The following is a 15,163-nucleotide window of genomic DNA, read 5'->3' as shown; positions in this document are numbered from 1 at the left end:
CCGGTCAGCCTGGACGCAGCGCTGATGAGCGCTCCGTCCCCGGCAGACCCGTTCGATGCGCGTGAGCCAGCGGCACTGCGCCGCCGGCGGGCCAAGATCTTCGCGCACCGGGGGGCCTCCGGGCTGTTCCCGGAGCACACCCGAGCGGCGTATCGCCGGGCCATCGAGGAGGGTGCAGACGGCCTGGAGATCGACCTGCACCTGACCGCGGACGGTGAACCGGTCTGCTTCCACGACGCCACGGTGGACCGCACCAGCAACGGCACCGGCTCGGTGGCGGAGCTCAGCCTGGCTCATATGCGCACCCTGGACTTCACCAGCTGGAAGACCCCGAGGCTTCCCGGTGACTATGGCGGGCGCCACCAGCAGCTGATGACACTCGCCGACGTCCTGGAGCTGATGATCGACGCCGGACGCGACCTCGACCTGGCCGTGGAGCTCAAGCACCCGTCTCCTTATGGGGACCGGCTGGAGAACAAGGCGCTGCGCACCTTGCTGCGCTTCGGATGGGACCCAGAGACCTCCGTGATTCCGGCGGGTGAATTCGGCCAGCACGCGGTGACCGTGTCCTTCATGAGCTTCTACCCCGGATCCCTGGTCTACCTCGCGGACATGGTGGCCCCGGACAAGCTCTGCGCCCTGCTCAGCTCGGTCACCGAGGCGCACGTGCAGAAGCGGCTGGAGAAGATGCCCCTGGCGATGGCGGTCCGGCCCGTGGTGGCCGCCGTGATGCGCGGGACCCTCCGCGACTCCGAGGCGTTGGTCTGGAACGGGCGAGCAGGGATCGCCGGGCCCGGTCTCGCCTACGTCAAGGATCACCGCGCCGAGGTCAAGGCCTGGGTGGCTCGTGGCTCTCGACTTCGAGTGTGGACGGTCGATGACTCGCAGGACGCCGGCCAGCTCCTGGAGCTCGGGGTTCAGGAGATCACCACGAACTACCCCGCACGCATGCTGCAGGCGGTCACCCCCGCCGGTCGGGGCTGACCAGCCGCTGCACGAGGCCGTTGCATTGGCCACTGCATTGACCACTGCAGGGGGCTGCTGCCGGAGCTCTGGATGAGCTGAGCCCACACGACGCGGTCCCCCGCGGATGTGCCTGTGGACATGGAGCGATATCATGGGCGCAAGCTGACCACCACGGCCTTCAGGAGCTCCCATGAACCCCGCACCGCACCGTGAAGCCCCCGACAGCGCCTCGCTGGGAAGTGGTCGCGCTGTACCCCCGCCCGCACCAGAATCATCGCCGAGCCCCGCCGGTTCGGCACGGGGAAGGACCCGCGGCGTCGTCGTCGGCGTGGACGGCTCTGAGCAGTCGCTGCGCGCGGCGCACTGGGCCGCGGCAGAGGCGCACCGCCGCCAGCTTCCGCTGACCGTGGTCACTGCCTATTCGATCCCGGCATTCGCCGCCTCCTCGATGGACGGCGGCTACGCGCTGATGGACGACTCTGCGCTGCGCCAGGGCTCAGAGAAGGTCATCGAACAGGCCGCGGAGTTCCTGCGTGACTACCCCGGGGAGGTCCGCTACGAGGTCGAGTCCGGGGACCCAGCCGGAGTGCTGCTGGACTATTCCCACGACGCCGTGGTCCTGGTGGTCGGCAGTCGGGGCAGGGGAGGGTTCCTGGGGCGGCTGCTCGGCTCGGTCTCCTCGGCGCTTCCGGCACACGCGAAGTGCCCCACCGTGTTGGTCCCGCTGAAGTTCTCCTCCAAGGAGTCCAACGCGGTGACCACTGCCACCGGAGCGATCCCGGTTGTGGGCGCATCGCCGCAGCTGGGGAGCGCCGCGTCCCAGCCGGGCGGTGCCGCGCCGGCCTCGATGATCGCCGAGGGTGCCCAACCGATCCGGGCCAAGGATCCTCGTCCGGTGTCCGCCGGGGTGGACGGCTCGGACTTCGGCCGAGTTGCGGCCCTGGTGGCCGCGCGTGAGGCCAGTGAGCGGGGCACCAGCCTGCGGATCGTGTGTGCGCTGCCCCCGGTGGGTGCGACGCTGGTCTGGATCCCGACCAGCATCGACAACGACGCCGCGCTCCAAGAGCTGCGCGAGAAGCTTGATGCGGGTCGAGACTGGCTGCACAGCCACTACCCGGATCTTCAGATCGACACCCAGGTGATCGACGGCACCGCCGTGGACGTGCTGGTCCAGGAGACCCGCGGCGCGCAGCTCACCGTCATCGGGACGCGCGGCCGTGGAGGATTCGCGGGGATGCTGTTGGGATCCACCTCGCAGGGCGTCCTGCACCATGCTGAGGGTCCACTGATGGTGGTGCCGCAGAACGAGGACACGCGGCTTCAGAACCGTCCCGAGTTCGGACCGGTGCTCGGCGACTGACGCCATGCGCGCGAGGCAGACATGAGGAAAGAGGGCTCCCGGTGTCCGACGCCGGGAGCCCTCTTCATCTTCAATCCATCTCTCCGCCCTACCGCGAGCGGGAGATCCAGTGAGAGGTTATTCGGTGGTGCGTGTGCTGGTTCAGATCACTCGACGCACAGTTGACGGTGTCTGGTAGACCGACCGCACGGTGATGCCGCGGGTCGGGTTGGAGGCATCGACCATCTGACCGTTGCCCAGGTAGATGCCCACGTGGCCCGGTGCGCTGGCGCTGCCGAAGAACACCAGGTCTCCGCGGCGCATGTCGCCCGCAGATACTGCCTGTCCCTCGTTGACCTGGCTGAACGTGGTGCGGCTCAGGCTGACGCCGGCCTGGCCGAAGGCCTGCTGGATCAGCGAGGAGCAGTCGAAGGCGTTGGGGCCGTTGGCGCCCAACACGTAGCTGACATCGCCGCGGTTGGCCTGGGCCACGGCCCAGTTGATCGCGATCTCAACGCCGTTGGAGTTGCTGCTGGCCGGGACCACGTTCGAGGACTGCTGCTGGGCCGGTGCCTGGCTCTGCGACTGAGTCTGCGCCGGAGCCTGTGTGCGCTCTGGAGCGGGTGCCGGAGCAGGAGCGGGTGCCGGAGCAGGAGCGGGGGTCGGCGCCCGCGTGGGCTCCGGTTCTGGCGTCGGCTCAGGCTCGGGCTCTGGTTCGACCTGCGCTGCGAGGTAGTCGACGTGCCAGCTCATTTTGTTCCAGGAGGCGTTGCCGTCGGCGTTGGTCAGTGCTCCGTTGCTCAGCACCGCCCGGTAGTAGTCCTGAGCGCCTCCGCTGAAGGAGGACTCCAGCTCAGCTCCCTGGCGCATGAGCGTCTGCATGCCGGTGCTCAGATCGCTGAATGACGCGATCGTGGGCTCCGGAGCAGGCGCCGGCTGTGGCTCCTCGGAAGGTGCGGCTTCCCCGTCCGCACCTTCCGAGGAAGTCTCTTCCGCGGTTGCTTCGGCAGCTGCTGCCTCAGCCGCTGCCTGCTCGGCGGCTGCTTGCTCGGCGGCTGCTTGCTCGGCGGCGGCTGCTTCCGCTGCTTCGGCTGCTGCTGCCTCTTCGACGGCCTCTGCCTCTGCCTCGGCGGCTTCAGCGGCGGCGGCCTCCTCAGCCTCGGCTGCAGCCTCGGCGGCCTCATCAGTGATGCGAGCCTGCTCGGCATCTGCACGAAGCGCGGTGATCCGGTAGCTCAGCTGCTCGTGATCGACCTCGCCGTTTTCGTCGATGAACTCGCTGTTGCCCAGGATCTGCTCGAAGAAGCTCTGCAGATCGCCTTCCCAGCCCTCGAGCTCCATCAGGTTCTCGAGGAGCCCCTGGAGCGTCTCGCCGACCTGTTCGACATCGGTGCGGGTGGTCTCGGTGGCGCGTTCAGCATTCTCGCTTGCTTCGGCAGCGCTGGTGGAGTTCTGGCGAGCCTGTTGGGCCAGGCTCTCGGCCTCAGCGGCCTCCTGCTCTGCGTCGATGGCGTTCTGTTCGGCCTGTTCCTGGAGCCGGGTGTCCGTCGCGGCATCGGCGAGGCTGTCCTCTTCAGTGAGCAGGACCTCCGCGACAGAGGTCTCGGGCTCCTGGTGCTGCTCCACGGCAGCCGCCTGAGTCTCCTCGGCGGCGGCGCGGGCCTCGTCGGCTGCAGCCGAAGCCTCATCGGCGTCGACCTGAGCCTGAACGGCGGCCTGGTGTTCCTCCTGCATGGCGGATTCCAGCTCCAGTGCACGCTGGCTGGCCTGGGAGATGCGGTCCGAGATCTCATCGATCATCTGTTCTGTCGCCTGGGATGAGTCCCGGGCCGTAGAGATCTCTTTGGCAGAAGGGACCGCAGGAAGTTCAGTCAGAGTGACTGAGTCTGCGGAATTCTTATCATTCTGTTCGACGGCATTGGCGGCACGATCGGCCACCAGATCGGGAAGCGTTGTCCCGACCAGCGCTGTCGTCACGACGGCGGCAGTAACTGCGGCCACCGCAAGATTGCGACGGTATTTCACGGTAGATCCTCACTTAGTCCTCACTGGGGAAGCGCCGCAGCCCGTCTCATGGGGCAAGGTTCGAATCGCGGTGCCTCAGCTCTTGGACTCACGTGGCCAGGCGGACCTGAGGAAAGGCGGTTTTAATACCGTCAATCAAAAAGAAGATCGCCCTGCAGTGATAGCCGTGTGATCCAGAGGCCGAAGCGAAACGATGGGAAACGCGATTCGAGCCTTTTGGCGCTACGCCGGTAACGATAGTTGTGGATTTGTCATCTTGGCAACAGGTCGTGTCGTTCCTGTGATCAAGCTGTGAGGGCTACTTCCCTGTCATTCCGGGGCTGCAAAGGCATAAAGGCTTAGGCTCAACCTTCAAGTAGGTTGAAGGTTGAGCCTCCCGGACATTGCAATGAGACTGTGCTAATGGGTTATCGGCATCAGTAAATCCTGCGAATCAGCAGTTTTCATCCCCAGCCGAGGCGATGCAGGGTTTCGTCATCGATGCCAAAGAAGTGCGCCACTTCGTGGACCACCGTGATGGTCACCTGGGTGATCACGTCCTCGCGGGACTCGCACATCGCCAGGATCGACTCCTTATATAGGGTGATGTGATCCGGCATGGACCAACCCTCTCCGCCGCGCTCGGTGAGCGGGACGCCCTCGTAGAGCCCTAGCAGCACCGTGGAAGGGTCCTCCCAGGGCTGGGGCTCGTACCGGTCCTCTACGAAGACCGCCACATTCTCGAGCTGACCGGACAGATCCGCGGGAATGCTGTCCAGCGCCTCTATGGTGGCGGCGTCGAACTCCTCGTCGCTCATGGGAAAGGGCATGGTCCCATCCTAAGGAGACTCACTCCTGGTGCCGGGAGCGCCGCCGGCGGATTTGCTCTGTGAGGTCGCTGGACCTAAACTTTTAGAGGTTCCCATCAGGGATCGGGCCCCCATCGTCTAGCGGCCTAGGACACCGCCCTTTCACGGCGGCGGCACGGGTTCGAATCCCGTTGGGGGTACTCCGGTGAAACGGAGTCTGCGGTGACACGCCGCAGATCGTTGTTCGAAGCTCGCGGAAGCGGGATTTTGTGCAACAGGGGTGAGACTGGTAAAGTTTATCCCTGTGCCAAGCGGCACAAAGCAAGGCCCTGTAGCGCAGTTGGTTAGCGCGCCGCCCTGTCACGGCGGAGGTCGCGGGTTCAAGTCCCGTCAGGGTCGCTTCACTCTCTGTACAGAGAATCTGGTCGGAGAGCGAGTCGTCGCTCAGTTTGGCGATCATGGCTCTGTAGCTCAGTTGGTAGAGCGTTCGACTGAAAATCGAAAGGTCACCGGATCGACGCCGGTCGGAGCCACCTTTACCCGCTAGCGGGAGAGAAAACCCCTGGATTTCCGGGGGTTTTCTTGTGTCTGGAATCAGGTCCGGAAGTGTTTCCAGTCGGGCGTTCCGTATATATTCCGATCAGTCCATCGAGCTGTTCCTCCATGACTCTGGCTGCATCCGTCGCAGCCTTCACCGTGTTGATGAAAGCGTACTGGGGCATGGAAGGGTTCTCGTGGTCCAGATAGTCGGCGATATCGGCGGCGCGGAGAGCCATGCCTTGTCGAGTATCGTCGCGAAGGTACTCCGGGACGTGTGGGTGGAGAGTTTGGGATGGCCCAGAAGGTCACGCTTCCACGATAAGAACGGTGAGGCGTGTGCGGCCCAGGGGGGTCGGCGGTGCATTAGCGTGGGACTCCAGGATCTCCGTGGTCAGGATGCTCAGTGTGGTCACCCACATCCTGTGGTCACCCACATCCTGCCCGGAGGTCTTCGCTGTCTCATGTCTCCACAACGTGTCGAGGAGCTGCATCTGGGCCTCATCGGGCGCGCTCCGCCGCCTATGTGCCCCGCCGCTGGTGCAGCGCCAGAGGCGGGGCGGCACCAGCGGTGAGGTGCGGTGGACCTGGACCGCTGCTCAGCTGACCTGCATCTCGCCCATCTCGTCCCACCCCTCGCCCTCGACCTGCCGGGAGATGATCTTCGGCGTGGAGACCAGGGCCTGGTGCATCGGTGAGCCCGGGGCGGTGACCGCCTGGAAATGTGCAGACTTCACGTGCGGCTCGGCGCCGTCGTCGTCGAACGCTTCGATCAGCACGTACTCGTTGGGGCTCTCCAGGCTGCGGGACCAGTCAAACCACTTGTTCCCCGGTTCAGCGCGGGTGGCCTGGGTGAACTCACGGGTGATCTCGGGCCACTGCTCTGCGTACTCCGGCAGCACGTCAAACTTCACGACGATGAGGATCATGCGTCTCGTCCCTTCTCGTAGGTCGTGTCTCGTGGGTCTTGCCGCCCGGGGTCTGGGTGAGCCCGGGCGGTCGAGCATCAGGTGTCAGGAGAACTGCATCCCGCCGTCCACCAGCATCGTCTGCCCCGTGACGTAGTCGGAATCCTCCGAGGCGAGGAAGGACACCAGGCTGGCTACGTCGTCGGGGACCGAGACCCGCCCCAGCAGGATGTCTCCGGCGTACTTCTTGATCGCCTCGCCCTTCTGCAGTCCCTCCTCCTCCGCCAGCTTCTCGTCGATCAGGTCCCACATCGCGGTGCCCACGATCCCGGGGCCGTAGGCGTTGACCGTGATGCCGTATTTAGCCCATTCCATGGCGGCGGCCTGGGTCATCCCGCGCACCGCCCATTTGCTCGCGGAGTAAGGGGATAGCAGCGCGAAGGGGCGGAACGCCACGATCGAGGCGGCTCCGATGATCTTCCCGCCCGAGCTCTGCTCCTTCATCTGCCGCGCCGCCGCGCGGTAGGAGAGGAACACCCCGGTGACGTTGACGTCCATGACCTTCTGGAAGTCCTCCACGGAGTAGTCGAGCAGCGACTGGACCTGCGCGATGCCGGCATTGGCGACGAACACGTCCAACGAGCCTCCGGCCTCGACCGCCGAGCGGACCAGCGCCTCGGTGGAGGCCTCGTCGGTCACATCGACCTCGGCGGCGCTGGCCTGACCGCCCGCCTGGCGAATGGTCTCGGCGGTCTCCACGGCCCCCTCCTGCATCCCCGGCAGATCAGCGACGACGACGTGGAGCCCGTCCCGTCCGAGTCTCTCCGCGATGCCGCGGCCGATGCCGCGCCCTGCTCCGGTGACGACGGCGACCCTCTGATGTGTGCTCATGAGTGGTTCTCCTCCTGGTTGATGGTGAGCACAGTCTGTGACGCACGGCACAGCCGGAACCAGGTGGCTTCTCGTCCAGTGAGAATCAGCCGGAGCGCATGTACCTGCTGCATCGGCCGGCGTACTCCCGCAGCGCGGACTCTATCTGCGACTCCTTCCCGGCGGCGCTGCGGCTGGGCATGCTGATCGCGATGGCGCCGACGTTGAGGCCGCTGCTGTTGCGCACGGGCACTGCTGCACAGGTGGTCCGGGGCAGAAACTCCTCGTGCTCCCAGGCGATTCCCCGGGTGGAGACGGCTTCCAGGTGTTCGTCGAGCAGGTCCTCGCGGGCGATCGTGTGCGAGGTGAGCACCGGCATCCCGCGCGCCCGGATGTAGGAGCTTCGCTGCTCCTGGGTCATCCCGGAGAGCAGGATCTTCCCGAAGGCGGTGGCGTGGGCTGCCTCGTGGAAGCCGAACCGGAGCGGACGCAGCCGCGGGTGCTTCTCGCAGTCCGAGAGGTAGGTGAGCAGGATGTCCGAGCCTCGGTAGACGGCGAAGTAGGACGCCGTCTGCAGGGTTCGGTGCAGATCGTCGGTGGCCCGCCTGATCGCCGCGGGGGCGACCAGGCGCTGGCGGAAGGAGAGTCCCAGGTCAAAGCACTTCGGACCCAGCTCGAAGCGGCCCTCCTCTTTCAGGTGCACCAGGTACTGCGTGGCCACCAATTCGTGGAGCAGCCGGTACACGCTGGGCAGCGGGATCTCGAGCCGCTCGGCGACGTCGCGGGCAGTGGCGCTTCCGGAGCCGGCGACGGCCTCCAGCACGGCGAAGGTGCGGTGGATGACGGCGATGGCGGGCATGGGCGCTCTTTTCCGGCAGCAGAGGGACCTCGGAGGACGTTCTCGTGGGGTGATAATCCACCTGTCACTCAGTGTTCCAGATCACATAGCGTGGGTGGGCAATCACATCATGACCATGCCCGTCCCGCAGCGTCCGGAGCAAGAGATCCCCGCCGGACCGGGGACAGCTGGCGCAGCCCAAGGAGCGTCCCGATGGTTTTCCCCGCGAAATATCCCTCGCTCAATGCGACAGAGATGACTGAGGAGGCACGGCAGACCCTGATCCGGGTGCTTCGAGTCGCCTTCCCGCATGAGCGCGTGCCCGACGGCCCCTACGAGCGCACCGCGGACACCATCCTCACCGAGGCGCAGAATGAGACCTGGTTCCGGGTGGCGCTCACCCAGGGGCTGCTCTCACTGAACCAGCTGGCCGACGGCGACTTCCGCAGTCTTGACGACGCCGCGGCGCTGCGGGTGCTCCGCCGAGTCGAGGGGACCGAGTTCTTCGGCTTTGTTCGCCGCACCGCCGTGCTGAACCTCTACGACGATGCCGAGGTGTGGACGGAGCTCGGCTACGAGGGGGCCTCCTACGACCAGGGCGGCTATCTCAGCCGCGGGTTCAACGACCTCGACTGGCTGCCGGACCCCCGGGTCGAGTTCCCCGAGGGGGAGACGATGCCGGAGATGGCCCCGGGCGCGGCGAGGACCCCGCGGCCTGCGGCCGCCGGGCCGCGAAGCGACAGCACCAATCAGCCCGGCTCCACCAGCTCAGACATGGAAGAGGTGAAGAAGTGATGCCCACCGTTCCTGAGAACCACACGCCAGGCAGAAGCGTCACGGCACACGAGATCGACCAGGACGAGGAGGCCGTGGTCATCATCGGCTCCGGCGCCGGAGGAGGCACCCTCGCCTACGAGCTCACGGCGCAGGGCATCCCGGTGGTGGTCCTGGAGGCAGGGCCGTATCTGACCCACGACGACTATGTGAATAACGAATGGGAGTCCTTCAACCAGATGGCCTGGCTGGATCCGCGCACCACCTCAGGATCCTGGCGTGTGGCGCGCGACTTCCCCAACCTCCCGGCCTGGATCGTCAAGGCTGTCGGCGGAACCACCACGCACTGGTCCGGGGCGACGCCCCGCTTCAAGGAGCACGAGTTCCGGACCCGCAGCGTGTACGGCAGGGTCGAGGGTGCCAACCTGCTGGACTGGCCGATCGGTCTGGCGGACCTCGCCCCCTACTACGACCGTGCCGAGAAGGCGATGGGGTCCACCCACATGCACGGGCGCCCGCCGCTGCCGGGGAACAACAACTACAAGGTGTTCGCCAACGGCGCCGAGCGCGTGGGCTATAAGTACTACGCCACCGGCCCCTACGCCACCAACGCGGAGGAGTACGACGGCCGTCCGGCGTCGATCCAGGACGGGTTCAACTTCCAGGGCGACAAGAACCGCTCCAAGTGGTCCACCCTGGTGCGCGAGATCCCGCGGGCCGAGAAGACCGGCCTGTTGGACCTGCGCCCGGAGTCTCAGGCCGTGCAGATCACCCACGACGCCCAAGGGCGGGCCGATGCGGTGCTCTACCTGGACAAGGAGGGTAACCTGCACCGCCAGGCGGCGAAGGCGGTGTGCCTGGCGGCGAACTCGATCGAGACCCCCCGGCTGCTGCTGCTCTCCGCCACGCCGACTTTCCCCGAGGGCCTCGCCAACTCCTCCGGGCAGGTGGGTCGGAACTACATGCGCCACCTCACCGGCACGGTCTGGGGCCACTTCGAGCAACCGGTGCGGATGTACCGCGGCGAGACCATGGCCGGAATGATCGGCGACGAGTCGCTCTATGATCCGGATCGTGGCTTCGCCGGCGGCTACTACCTGGAGACGATCTCGCTCGGGCCGGCCTTCATGGCCGCGTTCGTCGAGCCCGGCTCCTGGGGGCCTGACTTCGCGAGGCTGCTCGATGCCTACACGAACTCTGCGGGGATGTGGATCGTCGGAGAGGACATGCCGCAGGAGACCAACCGGGTCACGCTGAACACCACGCTGAAGGATGAGAGCGGCCTCCCGGTGCCCAACGTGCACTACGACGACCACCCCAATGACATCGCCATGCGCGAGCACGGCTATGCCTCCGGGGAGAAGATCTACAACGCGGTGGGCGCGACGTCCACGCACCGGACACCGCCGTACCCCTCCACGCACAACCTCGGCACGGCGCGGATGAGCGCGCGCCCGGAGGACGGTGTGGTCGACGGCTGGGGGCGCTCCCATGACGTGCCGAACCTGTTCATCTCCGACGGCTCGGTGTTCACCAGCGGCGCCGCGGCGAACCCCACGCTGACCATCGTGGCGCTGGCCATCAGGCAGGCGGAGCACATCGCCGCAGAGCTCAAGGCGCAGCGGCTCTGACCGTGGCGGCTGCGATCAGCCCGACGGCGCAGCCCGGCGCCTCCACGCTGGCAGAGACCCCGGCTGGCCTCGTCGAGGCGTTGCGTGGCGTCGTCGGCGAGGTCGGCGTGCGGGCCACCGACCGTCTCGGCTCCGCCCACGACGCCTCGCACTACCTGCTGACGCCGCAGGCCGTGCTCCGGCCGAACTCCGTGCAGGAGATCGTCGGCCTCTTCCGGGAGGCTCAACGGGCCGGCACCCCGGTGACGTTCCGCTCGGGAGGCACCAGCCTCTCCGGACAGGCCGTCACCGAGCACCTGCTGGTCGATGTGCGCCGGCACTTCGGTTCCATCGAGGTGCTCGACGGCGGGGACCGGGTGCGCTGCGGGCCGGGGGCGGTGCTGCGGCAGGTCAACGCGCGGTTGCAGCGTCACGGTCGCAAGCTGGGCCCAGACCCGGCGAGCGAGATCGCCTGCACCATCGGCGGCGTGGTGGCCAACAACTCCTCCGGGATGGCCTGCGGCATCGAGGCGAACACCTACCGGACGCTGGACTCCTCGGTGTTCGTGCTGCCCAGCGGCACCGTGGTGGACACCTCCCGCCCGGAGGCCGACTCGGAGCTGGCCGAGGCCGAACCCGAGCTCCACCGGGGACTCCAGACGCTGCGCGAGGAGCTGCGAGCGGACGAGGAGTCGGTGCAGCGGATCACCCGGCTGTACTCGATCAAGAACACCATGGGCTACGGACTCAATTCGTTCCTGGACCACACAGAGCCGGTGCGCATCCTGGAGCATCTGGTCATCGGCAGCGAGGGGACGCTGGCCTTCCTGGCCGAGGCCACGCTGCGCACCCTGCCGATCCGGCCCCATGTGGCTACCGGGTTGCTGATCTACCCTGACCTGCGCTCGGCCACGGCTAGCCTCCCCGAGCTGGTGGCCGCGAAGCTGGCCACGGTGGAGCTGATGGACGCCACCAGCCTGCGGGTCTCCCAGCGAGATCCGAAGTCGCCCGAGGAGATCCGGGCGCTCGCCGTCGAGGACCACTGCGCGCTGCTGGTGGAGTTCCAGGAGGCCGACGAGCAGGCGCTGCAGGGGCGGCTGCACAGCGCGGCGGCGCTGTGGGAACGGCTCCCGCTGGTAGTCCCGGCGCAGCTGACCACGAACGCCGCGCGCCGCGCCGCGTTCTGGCACACCCGCAAGGGCCTGTTCACCGCCGTGGCCGGCAACCGGCCGCAGGGGACGACGGCGCTGCTCGAGGACATCGCGGTCCCGGTGGAGCGGCTGGGCGAGACCTGCGAGGCGCTGAACCAGCTCTTCGACACCCACGGCTACGCCGATACGGTCATCTTCGGCCACGCCAAGGACGGCAACATCCATTTCATGGTCACCGAGTCCTTCGGGGACGGCTCCATCACCGGGGTGGACCGCTACGCCGCGTTCACCGAGGACATGGTGGAGTGCGTGCTGGCGCGCGGGGGCACCTTGAAGGCGGAGCACGGAACCGGCCGGATCATGGCGCCGTTCGTGCGTCGCCAGGTGGGGGGCCAGCTCTACTCGGTGATGCACCGAGTCAAGGCGCTGGTGGACCCGCACCAGATGCTGAACCCGGGGGTGCTGCTGAGCGAGGATCCGCAGGCGCACCTGAAACACCTCAAGATATCCCCCGAGGTCGAGGAGGAGGTCGATCGGTGCGTGGAATGTGGCTACTGCGAGCCGGTGTGTCCCAGCCGACGGCTGACCACGACCCCGCGGGAGCGGATCGTGCTCAGGAGGGAGATCGCGCGTGCCGAGCAGGCCGGGGATTCCGCGCTGGCGCAGACGCTGCGCGAGGAGTACGAATACGACGCGGTCCAGACCTGCGCCGCGGACGGGATGTGTGAGACCGCCTGCCCGGTGTTCATCAACACCGGGGACCTGGTGCGCCGGCTTCGGGCGGAGACCAGCTCCGCCGCGCAGCAAAAGCTGTGGAAGACGGCGGCCACGCACTGGGGCTTCTCGACCCAGGCCGGCGCGATCGCCCTGACGGCCGCCAGTCTGAGCCCTGCCCTGCTGCCCCGGGCCGGCTCGAACGCCGCGCGGAGCCTCCTCGGCGAGGAGAACGTCCCAGGCTGGACCGTGGACCTGCCGCGCGGGGGTCGACGTCGGCCGGTCCGCCGTGACCCGCAGGCCGAGGTCGTCTGGTTCGCCAGCTGTACCCAGACCATGTTCGGCGCGGCACAGGAGCCGGGTGAGCGGGAGCTCGGCGGCGTGGGGCAGGCGTTCCAGCGGCTCTGCGCGGCCGCCGGGGTGCGTGTGCGCACGCCGGAGACGCTGCCCTCGCTGTGCTGCGGCACGCCATGGAAGTCCAAGGGGATGATGCAGGGCTATGAGCAGATGCGACGCACCGTTGCCGAGGCGCTGTGGGAGGCGACCGAGGGAGGCAGGCTGCCCGTGGTCAGCGATGCCAGCTCCTGCACGGAAGGCCTCGAGGTGCTGATGGCCGATTCTGGGCGGACGGAGCGCCCGATCGAGGTACTGGACGCCATCACTTTCACCTCGGAGAGGATCCTGCCGGCTCTGCGCGAGCAGGGGGCGCTGTTCTCGCCTCCGCTGAGCTCGGTGGCGTTGCACCCGACCTGCTCCTCCACCCGGCTCGGCCTCGACCCCGCGCTGGAGAAGCTGGCTTCCGCCGTGGCGAGGGAGGTTCATGTGCCACAGGCTTGGGACTGCTGCGCCTTCGCCGGAGACCGCGGGATGTTGCACCCGGAGCTGACCGACTCCGCCACGGCGCTCGAGGCGGCCGAGGTGCGGGAATTGCGGGCGGCGGCTCATGCCTCCACGAATCGCACCTGCGAGATCGGGATGACCCGGGCCACGGGTCGGCCCTACCGGCACATCCTTGAGCTGCTGGCTTCTGCGCTCCCGACCCGATGAGGGCCGAGGGGCACCGAGACCCCGACCGGCGGCCGAGGGGTGAGACGAGGTGGGGCGTCCTCAGTTCGTGGGATATGGATCGTGAGGCGGAGTATTCGCGAGGGCTGATTCCCGGGTGAGGCTGACGAAGACGACGGCTTGACAGGCGGTGTCGGGGCCCACCTCCTGATGAAGGCGAGCCCCGTCCTGCTTCGCTGAATCGCAGCTGCCCTGCACCTCGATCATCGAGCGCGGTGGGCCGTGAAGCCGATTCAGTTCTTGATGTAGCCGTTGGGATTGAGCACGAACTTCTTCGCCGCGCCCTTATCGAATTCTGCATAGGCAGCCGGCGCGTCTTCAAGCGCAATCGCCGTGGCGCTGACGGCCTTGGCGATCTGTACCTTGTCCTGCAGAATCGCCTGCATGAGGTGGCGGTTGTACTTCATGACCGGGCACTGTCCGGTGGCGAAGGACAAGGACTTGGCCCAGCCCAGTCCCAGACGGATCGAGAGGGACCCTACCTGGGCGGCCTCATCGATCCCACCCGGGTCTCCGGTGACATAGAGGCCAGGAATGCCGAGTGCGCCACCGGCTTCGGTGAGGTCCATCAGCGAGTTGAGAACGGTTGCCGGGGCCTCCTGCGCTGAATCAGCGCCGTGCCCACGTGCCTCGAAGCCGACCGCATCCACGCCACACTCCACCTCAGGCACCCCGAGGATCTGCTCGATCTGGTCTCGGGGATCGCCCTTGGAGACATCGACGGTTTCGCAGCCGAAGGAACGGGCTTGGGCCAGTCGCTCCTCGTTGAGGTCGCCGACGATCACCGCGCCCGCACCGAGAAGCTGTGCTCCGACCGCGGCGGCGAGTCCGACGGGACCTGCGCCGGCGATGTATACCGTGGATCCTGGTCCGACGCCGGCAGAGTAGGCGCCGTGGAATCCGGTCGGAAAGATGTCCGAGAGCATGGTCAGATCCAGGATCTTCTCGAGCGCCTGATCCCGGTCCGGGAACTTCAGCAGGTTCCAGTCGGCGTAGGGCGTCAGCACGTACTCCGCCTGTCCGCCGACCCAGCCTCCCATGTCCACGTATCCGTAGGCGCTGCCCGGGCGGTCCGGGTTCACGTTGAGACAGATTCCGGTCTTGCGCTCCTTGCAGTTGCGGCATCGCCCGCAGGAGATGTTGAACGGCACCGAGACGATATCGCCGACCTTGATGAACTCAACATCGGAGCCTACTTCGATCACCTCACCGGTGATCTCGTGTCCGAGCACGAGGCCTGCAGGGGCGGTGGTCCGGCCGCGCACCATGTGCTGGTCGGAGCCGCAGATATTCGTGGCGACGGTCCGGAGAATGGCGCCGTGCGGCACCTTGCGGCCGATGTTGGCGGGATTGACGCCTGGTCCATCCCTGAGCTCGAACTCGGGGTAGGGGGTATCCACGACCTCGACCACACCCGGACTCTTATACGCGATTGCACTGTTTGTAGACATTGCTATCCTCTCCTTGGGCCGCGACGGCAAGATTCCGCCACATGTTTAAAGTCTCTATTTGGGTGTGATTCTTCTCAATGACCCTTGTGGCTGGCCGCAGCTCTACCTTCGGGTAGGTCGCGTCAGT

11 protein-coding genes and 3 tRNA genes are annotated in these 15,163 nt (G+C 66.9%); 8 read left to right on the top strand and 6 right to left on the bottom strand.

The genetic code is table 11. The features are described 5' to 3' along the window. Positions 1-24 precede the first annotated feature (24 nt). A complete protein-coding gene (locus BG28_RS05130) occupies positions 25-984 on the top strand; it encodes a glycerophosphodiester phosphodiesterase family protein (protein WP_084479472.1) in 960 nt (319 codons plus the stop codon). Between the two features lie 172 nt (positions 985-1,156). Further along, positions 1,157-2,326, top strand: a complete 1,170-nt coding sequence (locus tag BG28_RS05125) for a universal stress protein (RefSeq protein WP_084479459.1) — start codon at positions 1,157-1,159, stop codon at positions 2,324-2,326. A gap of 141 nt (positions 2,327-2,467) precedes the next feature. Here BG28_RS05125 and BG28_RS15610 read toward each other — a convergent pair whose 3' ends face one another. Both BG28_RS15610 and BG28_RS05115 read right to left on the bottom strand, forming a co-directional pair. After that, positions 2,468-4,105 carry a C40 family peptidase gene (locus tag BG28_RS15610; protein WP_161634798.1) on the bottom strand — a complete coding sequence of 546 codons (1,638 nt, stop codon included), beginning with the start codon at positions 4,103-4,105 and terminating at the stop codon, positions 2,468-2,470. Positions 4,106-4,773: 668 nt separating this feature from the next. Next, on the bottom strand, positions 4,774-5,139 hold the full coding sequence (locus BG28_RS05115) for a metallopeptidase family protein (RefSeq protein ID WP_051501012.1): 366 nt from the start codon (positions 5,137-5,139) through the stop codon (positions 4,774-4,776). Between the two features lie 106 nt (positions 5,140-5,245). Between BG28_RS05115 and BG28_RS05110 the strand changes: the two genes are divergently transcribed. The 3 genes from BG28_RS05110 (at position 5,246) to BG28_RS05100 (ending at position 5,651) form a co-directional block, all read left to right on the top strand. After that, positions 5,246-5,318, top strand: a tRNA-Glu gene (locus BG28_RS05110). Positions 5,319-5,443: 125 nt separating this feature from the next. Beyond that, positions 5,444-5,517: transfer RNA gene (locus BG28_RS05105), tRNA-Asp, on the top strand. 61 nt (positions 5,518-5,578) lie between these two features. Further along, positions 5,579-5,651: transfer RNA gene (locus BG28_RS05100), tRNA-Phe, on the top strand. A gap of 603 nt (positions 5,652-6,254) precedes the next feature. On the opposite strand, the gene BG28_RS05090 is transcribed toward BG28_RS05100, so the two are convergent. The 3 genes from BG28_RS05090 to BG28_RS05080 form a co-directional block, all read right to left on the bottom strand. Beyond that, entirely contained in the window at positions 6,255-6,584 is a 330-nt protein-coding gene (locus tag BG28_RS05090) for a putative quinol monooxygenase (RefSeq protein WP_036474590.1), read from the bottom strand. Positions 6,585-6,668: 84 nt separating this feature from the next. Continuing rightward, complete coding sequence (locus tag BG28_RS05085; RefSeq protein ID WP_036474589.1) at positions 6,669-7,454, bottom strand: acetoin reductase; 786 nt, start codon at positions 7,452-7,454, stop codon at positions 6,669-6,671. Between the two features lie 85 nt (positions 7,455-7,539). Further along, positions 7,540-8,292, bottom strand: coding sequence for an IclR family transcriptional regulator (locus tag BG28_RS05080; RefSeq protein WP_036474588.1), 753 nt, complete (start codon positions 8,290-8,292; stop codon positions 7,540-7,542). A 234-nt stretch (positions 8,293-8,526) separates the two neighbouring features. Between BG28_RS05080 and BG28_RS05075 the strand changes: the two genes are divergently transcribed. Genes BG28_RS05075 through BG28_RS05065 form a run of 3 tightly spaced genes read left to right on the top strand, consistent with a single transcriptional unit; the run spans position 8,527 to position 13,567 of the window. Beyond that, on the top strand, positions 8,527-9,066 hold the full coding sequence (locus tag BG28_RS05075; RefSeq protein ID WP_235180971.1) for a hypothetical protein: 540 nt from the start codon (positions 8,527-8,529) through the stop codon (positions 9,064-9,066). Further along, positions 9,066-10,676 (top strand): GMC family oxidoreductase, encoded by a 1,611-nt coding sequence (locus tag BG28_RS05070; protein ID WP_051501011.1) that lies wholly within the window; start codon positions 9,066-9,068, stop codon positions 10,674-10,676. Before BG28_RS05075 ends, BG28_RS05070 begins: the two co-directional genes overlap by 1 nt. Positions 10,677-10,678: 2 nt before the next feature. After that, complete coding sequence (locus BG28_RS05065) at positions 10,679-13,567, top strand: FAD-binding and (Fe-S)-binding domain-containing protein (RefSeq protein ID WP_235180970.1); 2,889 nt, start codon at positions 10,679-10,681, stop codon at positions 13,565-13,567. 251 nt (positions 13,568-13,818) lie between these two features. Here the strand turns inward: BG28_RS05065 and fdhA are convergent, their stop codons facing one another. Further along, on the bottom strand, positions 13,819-15,036 hold the full coding sequence (gene fdhA, locus BG28_RS05060; protein ID WP_036474586.1) for a formaldehyde dehydrogenase, glutathione-independent: 1,218 nt from the start codon (positions 15,034-15,036) through the stop codon (positions 13,819-13,821). Positions 15,037-15,163 lie beyond the last annotated feature (127 nt).

Source organism: Nesterenkonia sp. AN1 (genome assembly GCF_000582475.1).
Taxonomy (GTDB): domain Bacteria; phylum Actinomycetota; class Actinomycetes; order Actinomycetales; family Micrococcaceae; genus Nesterenkonia; species Nesterenkonia aurantiaca.
This window is presented reverse-complemented; position numbering and strand designations above follow the sequence as displayed.

Excerpts from the sequence above, each read along its gene's own strand:
- BG28_RS05130 (WP_084479472.1), top strand. The coding sequence starts at position 25 with ATGAGCGCTCCGTCCCCGGCAGACCCGTTCGATGCGCGTGAGCCAGCG.
- BG28_RS05125 (WP_084479459.1), top strand. The coding sequence starts at position 1,157 with ATGAACCCCGCACCGCACCGTGAAGCCCCCGACAGCGCCTCGCTGGGA.
- BG28_RS15610 (WP_161634798.1), bottom strand. The coding sequence starts at position 4,105 with ATGATCGATGAGATCTCGGACCGCATCTCCCAGGCCAGCCAGCGTGCA.
- BG28_RS05115 (WP_051501012.1), bottom strand. The coding sequence starts at position 5,139 with ATGCCCTTTCCCATGAGCGACGAGGAGTTCGACGCCGCCACCATAGAG.
- BG28_RS05090 (WP_036474590.1), bottom strand. The coding sequence starts at position 6,584 with ATGATCCTCATCGTCGTGAAGTTTGACGTGCTGCCGGAGTACGCAGAG.
- BG28_RS05085 (WP_036474589.1), bottom strand. The coding sequence starts at position 7,454 with ATGAGCACACATCAGAGGGTCGCCGTCGTCACCGGAGCAGGGCGCGGC.
- BG28_RS05080 (WP_036474588.1), bottom strand. The coding sequence starts at position 8,292 with ATGCCCGCCATCGCCGTCATCCACCGCACCTTCGCCGTGCTGGAGGCC.
- BG28_RS05075 (WP_235180971.1), top strand. The coding sequence starts at position 8,527 with ATGACTGAGGAGGCACGGCAGACCCTGATCCGGGTGCTTCGAGTCGCC.
- BG28_RS05070 (WP_051501011.1), top strand. The coding sequence starts at position 9,066 with ATGCCCACCGTTCCTGAGAACCACACGCCAGGCAGAAGCGTCACGGCA.
- fdhA (WP_036474586.1), bottom strand. The coding sequence starts at position 15,036 with ATGTCTACAAACAGTGCAATCGCGTATAAGAGTCCGGGTGTGGTCGAG.